7 protein-coding genes and 1 pseudogene are annotated in these 7,010 nt (G+C 45.4%); 3 read left to right on the forward strand and 5 right to left on the reverse strand.

Going from position 1 to position 7,010, the window contains the following annotated elements; genetic code table 11:
* A partial coding sequence (locus IH879_16905; GenBank protein MCH7676605.1) for a hypothetical protein occupies nucleotides 1-298 on the forward strand: 298 nt, incomplete at its 5' end.
* Between the two features lie 14 nt (nucleotides 299-312).
* Here the strand turns inward: IH879_16905 and IH879_16910 are convergent.
* From IH879_16910 to IH879_16930, 5 genes and pseudogenes are all read right to left on the reverse strand, one after another.
* Nucleotides 313-519, reverse strand: coding sequence for a hypothetical protein (locus tag IH879_16910; GenBank protein ID MCH7676606.1), 207 nt, complete (start codon nucleotides 517-519; stop codon nucleotides 313-315).
* A pseudogene (locus IH879_16915) lies at nucleotides 516-939 on the reverse strand (PIN domain-containing protein). Before IH879_16915 ends, IH879_16910 begins: the two are co-directional and overlap by 4 nt.
* Nucleotides 940-1,166: 227 nt before the next feature.
* The gene (locus IH879_16920) at nucleotides 1,167-1,988 is read right to left on the reverse strand and encodes a hypothetical protein (GenBank protein ID MCH7676607.1); all 822 of its coding nucleotides are present in this window, start codon (nucleotides 1,986-1,988) and stop codon (nucleotides 1,167-1,169) included.
* A 373-nt stretch (nucleotides 1,989-2,361) separates the two neighbouring features.
* The gene (locus IH879_16925) at nucleotides 2,362-3,558 is read right to left on the reverse strand and encodes a cystathionine gamma-synthase family protein (protein ID MCH7676608.1); all 1,197 of its coding nucleotides are present in this window, start codon (nucleotides 3,556-3,558) and stop codon (nucleotides 2,362-2,364) included.
* A gap of 69 nt (nucleotides 3,559-3,627) precedes the next feature.
* Entirely contained in the window at nucleotides 3,628-4,785 is a 1,158-nt protein-coding gene (locus IH879_16930) for an ArgE/DapE family deacylase (protein ID MCH7676609.1), read from the reverse strand.
* Between the two features lie 363 nt (nucleotides 4,786-5,148).
* Between IH879_16930 and IH879_16935 the strand changes: the two genes are divergently transcribed.
* Both IH879_16935 and ltrA read left to right on the forward strand, forming a co-directional pair.
* A complete protein-coding gene (locus IH879_16935) occupies nucleotides 5,149-5,346 on the forward strand; it encodes a hypothetical protein (GenBank protein ID MCH7676610.1) in 198 nt (65 codons plus the stop codon).
* Nucleotides 5,347-5,597: 251 nt separating this feature from the next.
* Complete coding sequence (gene ltrA, locus IH879_16940) at nucleotides 5,598-6,851, forward strand: group II intron reverse transcriptase/maturase (protein ID MCH7676611.1); 1,254 nt, start codon at nucleotides 5,598-5,600, stop codon at nucleotides 6,849-6,851.
* Nucleotides 6,852-7,010: the final 159 nt, after the last annotated feature.

Here is a 7,010-nt window from a genome sequence, read left to right on the forward strand (position 1 = left end):
TGTCATCGAACGCAGAGGTGAGCTGGCAACTTTGCGCGCCTTCGGATTTCGGCAATCGACTTTGGCAGCGCTGGTTTTGGCGGAAAACGGCTTTTTGCTTATCCTCGGAATTTTACTCGGCGCTGTTTCTGCCGTCATTGCGGTGGCGCCGCATATTTTAGCGGACGCCTCGCAAGTTCCCTGGTTGTCGCTTTCGTTGACTTTGCTGGTGGTGTTTGTGGTAGGCATGCTGGCGAGCTTAGCTGCGGTGCGGGCTGCGATTAAGATTCCGCTATTGCCGGCGCTGAAGGCGGAGTAGTGATTTGATTGTAGCTATTTCCTTCTCATTTGCTTGATTTCAGAAATAATTTCATCCAGAGGCATATTTGCAAAAAGATGCTCTCGTTCCTTTGTATAGTTTCCATAACCAGTTGTAAATTGATTCAGAAACCGTATGGTATTTACAACACCTAATTCTTTGTACAAAAGACGGGTTGCTTCTTGTGTGATTTCATTTAATGGTTTAGTTGTTGTTTTCATTTTTCAATCTCATCGATTAATTGAATTGGTGAAACTGCTGTAGTTTTTAAAACTTTTATAGATTTTGCCTTTTTCAAGAATTTATCGTCACACGTGCAAAAATAATCAGCTTTCACTTGCTCTTGCAGAGGCCAAGTGTAAGGCATCTAATGCTTTAATCCCAAACGTTAAAAATTCTCTTGCTCGTTTTTCAATCTCTTCGTTTAACTCGACAAACTCACGTGTTTTGCGTAGTACCTCTAAAACATATTCTCTTCGAGTCTGATTAGGGTTGCGAGTTACTTCGAATAGTAATGATTCGGAAGAAATCAACTCAACATCCCCTGATTCGATTAGTGAAATAACCACTAAAATCGCTTCGGCTTCAACCGCGATTCGAGTTTGGTCTTTGGTGTCCAGTGGTCGTTGCAGACTGCACAAATCGAGATATATTCTCATGTGCAAATTTACACAACCTTTTGTAAAATATCAAGTGCTACCTCGTTTAATGGATTGCCGACTACCACGGAACGCGCGTTCTAACATTCAGGTTCAGGCCACCTTGCTAAAATGCATGCTTACTGATTAGACCCAATGTTGTGAAAATCCGAAAATCACTCCCCTGAATCAGCGTCGCCTGCAGCCGATCGATATGTGATATTGGATTCTTATAACAACAAACAGGACAACAATTTCGTTCTCCTGACCCTGGCAGGTCCAGTCACTCTATTCTGCTCTCTGTGAATTTCCACAAATCCAAACCATTCAGCAAAACGGTCAAAGAATCTAATTGCAATTACAAAATCATTCCTTATTGGAAATAATGAATTTTTGCTTGCCTTAAAAATGGGAAAAGCTTTAAAGTACAAATCAGAATAAAAAGATAATTCCCGAAACTCGGCCCCGTACTTATTTATCAAGTGTAGTAAGTACAAAAAACCTACTTGCCCAATCTCTTCATCTTCACAAGAATCATTATAGGCCCAGTTAAACTGGGTCGTAAAAGTATTTAAGAAAATATGGAAGAGCTCGGAGTATTCACCATTCATTAAACACTTTTTTGTTCGTTTTGGTAATAAAAGTTTACCTTTGTAGGTTCTAATAAGCTTTGACATTTTCAGGACTATTTTAGTACAGTGCAAAACTTTCCATTTGATCTCTTGATTTAATTTTGTGATACCCAGTTCAATCATAGGGTCAACAATATATTTTCTAGCATAAATCTCTTTAACCAATGCTGGTGCTATATTGCCTGTTGACGTCAGTTTTAAGCCCCCGGTGTCATTTGTTACTTTTAATATGTGTCTTGCGATCTGAAAAATTGGAGACTGGTCCAGGACCAGCGTGTCCATTTGTGAACGAATACGCACAGAACATTCTTCTGCAAAAGGCGAATATAGGATTGTACTCATCTCATCAGGTGAAAAACCGTCAAAATCATCCAGTGGAGCTGCATTCACGCTTCTTCTTGTTTGTTCGTTATCATTCATGATGATGAAAATTTTGGTTCATTTCTTAACCTAACGAATAAGGTTAGATTGTGGTTCGCAAAAAAACGCTCTCACAATCTAACCTTATTCGTTAGGCACCGGCTTGAAGCCACGTGCCACACAATTCTGTTGTCGTTCATGGCAAGGGCACCCGTGCGCGAATTTTGAAAGTGACGATATTCTTTCTTTCAAAAGCATGGTCATCTCATGAACAGTCACTCGCTGCGCTGTCATTTGAGACTAACAATTTTTTGGTGCTGTGAAAAATGAGGCCGCAGGCAAATGACCTAATGACTTAATGACGGCTTCGATGTCATTCGCTTCGCTGTCATTAGAGTGTTTCTTTGCATAAAAACGCCAACGTTCGGTAATACTATAGTGTTGACAGCGCCAACTCAAAATTAGCCTTTAAATCTTCAAAGTTTTCAATACCTACTGAGCACCTGATTAATCCTTCAGGTATACCCAATTGTTTTCGTTCCTCTTCCGAGGTTTCCACATGACTTGTAACCTTTGGCGGACCAACTAAAGTGCCCACCGAACCAAGACTGGCAGCCAAATGGACAAACTCCAATTTATTAAGCATTAGTTTAACCTTCTCAAATCCGCCCTTTAAGGAGAAAGCCAAAACACCTCCAAAACCGCTCATTTGGCTTTTGGCAATCAGATGGTTGGGGTGCGATTCCAGCCCCGGATAAAACACATCTTCAACTTTGGAATGTGCCTGAAGGAAACGGGCCAATTCAATGGCATTGTCATTTTGGCGCTGGACACGCAATTCCAAAGTTTTAATACCGCGTAACAAAAGATAGGCCGACATTGCATCCAATGTGGCACCATTAATTTCACGGAAATGGAATATTTGCTCAACCAACTCCTTATTACCACATACTACACCGCCCATCGCATCGGAGTGCCCACCCAGAAATTTCGTTGCGCTATGAACAACAATATCCGCACCAAGCTGCAAAGGTTTTTGATTAACCGGCGTTGCGAAGGTGTTATCTACAACTACGATTGCCCCGATTTGATGAGCTGCTTTAATAAGGCGTCTTAAATCCATAACTTTTAATGTAGGATTTGTAGGGCTTTCCAAGTACAGCAACCGGCAACCTTTTTTGATTTCGTTTTCCAATGCTTCATGATCCGTGGTGTCACAAAGTTGCACATTTATGCCAAAACGGGGCAGAAATTCCAGGAACATTTTACTTGTCCCGCCATAAGTATCTTTTATGGAAACAACACGTTGGTTTGGAGAGAGGAGTGTAAATAAGGTATTACTAATGGCTGCCATTCCTGTTGCAAAGCTGGTTGCCGCATCAGCGTTTTCCAAAATGCGGACTTTCTCTTCAAAAACGTGTACCGTAGGGTTTGTGTTCCTGCTGTAAATATGGCCTTCTTTTCGCCCAATGGCTACATCAAACCATTCATCAACATCTTTATAAGCGTAAGTAACGCTATGTACAACCGGCACTTGAGTTGCGCCCTGGAAAAATGGTTCTGTCTCGCCGCTCCACACAGCCTTGGTCCCGGGTTTTTTATTCAACCATCTGTTGTCTCTGTCAGACATTTCTTCTCCTGGTAAAAAAGGTTTGGTTTCTCAAAAAAGGATGCATTATTTGTGCAATTGCCATCTTTCTTAACTACAAAATTTCATCGTCACTTTTAGCAAAATACCGGCAAGGTCTAAAACAGATTGTATATCGACCCATTCTTTGCTGGTATGAAGACCCGCACCTTTAGGGCCGATAATGACCGTATCAATACCAGATTTTCCGATCAGTCCGGAATCTTCCCACCATGAATGACCGATATATGAAGGTTCACGGCCAGTCACATCTCTTACCGAACCAAATAGCGCGGTTACAATTTTGTTTGTTTTGTTGCTCTCATATGGATCGCGCCATAAAACCGGTTTTATAGTCGCTTTAAAAGTATCATCCTGTGCTGATAGTTTTTTAATGATCGCATTGAATTCCGACAAAACTTCTCCTAAGGTTTCTCCGGGAAGTGTACGCCTTTCCAGTTGCATTTTACATGTTTCCGCATAAGTAAACGGCTCACTGCCGCCATTGATAACAGGAATATGCAAAGATGGGTTGCCCAGCAGAGGATGGGGCGAAGTATCCCTTAATTTCTGAGACAACCCGTCTAACTCTGCCAGTACCCGCCCCATATGTATATTGGCATCGATGCCCTCTTTCGGTCTGCCGCCGTGAGCAGCTTTACCGGTGGTGATAAATTCAAAAAGCCCGAATCCCATATGCGCCAGGCATATGTCAAGCTCAGTCGGTTCGGTGACAATTGATGCATCAGTTTGATATTTCTCGAGCAGGCGTTCGGTACCAATACTTCCATATTCTTCATCGGCGACAAAAGCAATAATCAGATCGCCTTTAAGCTCTGTTTTATTCTCAACAATGGCCTTGATCATAGTGAGGGTGGCAGCAATACTTCCCTTCATATCCTGCGCACCCCGCCCAAAAAGCCTGCCATCAGAAATCGATGCTGAGAATGGGTCCTCCATATTGTGCACACCAACGGTATCCATATGCGCGTTAATCATTAAAGACCGACCGCCACCGCTTCCTTTTAGAATTCCTGTCACGTTAACACGTCCTGGTTCCAACCGGTCGATCTCTGGTGCCAGGTTCATGGTGCGCAGGGTTTGTGCCAGGAACGCCCCTATTTCTTCTTCGCCGGGTGCACCGGGAACCAGCATTGGGTTTACGGAATTAATTTGTACAAGCTGTTGTAATGTTTCTATCAAATAACGTTTGTCTAAATTGATACTCATAAATGGTCCATAAGAATGGTAAATGACTGTTCATTTTTTATCCAGGAGTTTCTCTATAGTGCCTAACCATCCTGCGATTCACTTGTCGGGGTTAGGCCAAAATTGGCGACCCATGCATTTAATTGCCTTTTCTGAGGGGGCAACGAACAGCACTGCCCCGAACAGGTGAAATCGCTTGTGTACGCCCGGCATGGGCATGAACTAATAGGGTGTAAGTCCCTTATAGGTGAACTCCTGTATTTATATTTTAAGGTACAGCAACTATTAGCAAAAGGCAACTGCAAAGCCTCGAGGCTTTGTGGGAAGGAAGCCTATAGCAAAGCAGTGAGCCGACGAACAGAAACATCATAGAAGGCCGAGTCCGTGGGTAAGTTGGCACATGATAACGAAGCCCAGGGTTCATCGGATACGGTAAATGATGCGGTTGCGCTGTTAAAGTTCATGCTCTTATCCGGGGAGGTCTGCTTAAAATGCAGTGCATTACAGTTTGGTAAATCCCGGCTGGACTCCCGGGGTACCAAGTCCAATCCGGTCAGTTTGCTATCGACTGGCTGGAGTTAAGAACAGGATAGCAGCCAAACAGTTATGCACAGCGACCGTCGGGGCAACCCGCTGGTTGATTAAGCAGAAGTCAGCCGAGGCCATAGTAGCCAAATGCCCAACGTAATGGTTGGGACAGGGTGAAGGGCCGAACATCGCAGGTCAAGTAGTAGCCTCAGCAGCGCTCGGTTGCTGGCGTTGACTCCCGACCGGGATGAGCCAGTGACCGGCGTGCTGCTGACAAGCGAACCTTGAACAACCAAGGGAATTCAATGCTGGAACAAATCCTGAACAGAGCCAATCTGCTGCAAGCGTGGAAACGCGTGCGCGCCAACGGTGGCGTTGCCGGAATTGATGGTCTGACTATCGATGATTTTCCGGTTTGGCTTCGAGACCATTGGTCTGAAGTCAAGGCGTCGATTCTTAATGGCAGCTACAAGCCGTCGGCCGTGAGGCGACATGAGATTCCGAAACGCAGTGGTGGCAAACGTCCGTTGGGCATCCCGACGGTACTCGACCGTGTCATTCAGCAGGCGATATTGCAGGTGGTACAGCCCATCTTCGACCCGGAGTTTTCCGAATCGAGCTTTGGCTTCCGCCCGTGTCGTTCTGCCCATGGCGCGGTTAAGCGAGTCCGAGCGATATTGGACAGTGGCTATACCTGGGTGGTGGACATCGACCTGTCGAAGTTTTTCGACAAAGTCAATCACGATGTCCTGATGACCCGCGTTGCCCGCAAGGTGAAAGACAAACGCGTTCTGCGTTTGATTGGCCGATACCTGAGAGCTGGCGTCGAAGTCGACGGTGAAATACAACCGACTACCGAAGGCGTTCCCCAGGGTGGGCCCCTTTCGCCTTTGCTTGCCAATATCGTATTGGACGACTTTGACAAAGAACTAGAACGGCGTGGTCACCGCTTTGTGCGTTATGCTGACGATTTTATGATATTCGTCAAAAGCAGACGTGCAGCCCTTCGGGTCGGGCGGAACGTCGTTCGCTTTCTCAAGCAGCGGCTCAAACTCGAAATTAATCGAAAGAAAAGTCGTCTCGTTCGTGCCAGGCAGTGCGAGTATCTGGGATTCGTATTTCCCGATAAGCGTATTGTCTGGGCACCTGAATCGCTTGAGAACTTTAAGTACAATATCCGTCGCCTGACAGCGCGAAGCTGGGGTATCTCAATGAAACTCCGGTTTGAGAAGCTGTCGAGTTATATTCGCGGCTGGATGAACTACTATGCTTTGTCAGAGTACTACCGTCCGTTGCCTGAGTTAGACGAGTGGCTTCGCCGTCGTGTTCGTATGTGCTATCTCAAACAGTGGCGCCGGACTCGCACGCGCATTCGGAATTTTCTCAGGCTGGGAGTATCCAAATCGCAAGCCATTCCCGTGGGCATGAGCAGTAAAGGCCCCTGGCGGCTTGCGCGGACTTATGCCACACAATTAGGCATGAACAACGCCTGGCTCAAAGAACAGGGTTTAGTTTCAGTACGAGACCTCTGGATTGCGTTTCACTATCCGAATGGTTAGTGAAACCCGCGATGAACCGCCCCGTGCGGACCCGCATGCGGGGTGGTGTGGGGAGCGGGGGAGAGAAACCCCCGCTTACCCGATTAGCTAAAAATTACTTCTTTGAGTATTTTATTGTTATATGACTTTCTGTTTCAACTTGGAGATCCGACTCTTTAG

Source organism: candidate division KSB1 bacterium (assembly GCA_022562085.1).
GTDB lineage: Bacteria > Zhuqueibacterota > Zhuqueibacteria > Oceanimicrobiales > Oceanimicrobiaceae > Oceanimicrobium.

Excerpts from the sequence above, each read along its gene's own strand:
- IH879_16910 (MCH7676606.1), bottom strand. The coding sequence starts at position 519 with ATGAAAACAACAACTAAACCATTAAATGAAATCACACAAGAAGCAACC.
- IH879_16920 (MCH7676607.1), bottom strand. The coding sequence starts at position 1,988 with ATGAATGATAACGAACAAACAAGAAGAAGCGTGAATGCAGCTCCACTG.
- IH879_16925 (MCH7676608.1), bottom strand. The coding sequence starts at position 3,558 with ATGTCTGACAGAGACAACAGATGGTTGAATAAAAAACCCGGGACCAAG.
- IH879_16930 (MCH7676609.1), bottom strand. The coding sequence starts at position 4,785 with ATGAGTATCAATTTAGACAAACGTTATTTGATAGAAACATTACAACAG.
- ltrA (MCH7676611.1), top strand. The coding sequence starts at position 5,598 with ATGCTGGAACAAATCCTGAACAGAGCCAATCTGCTGCAAGCGTGGAAA.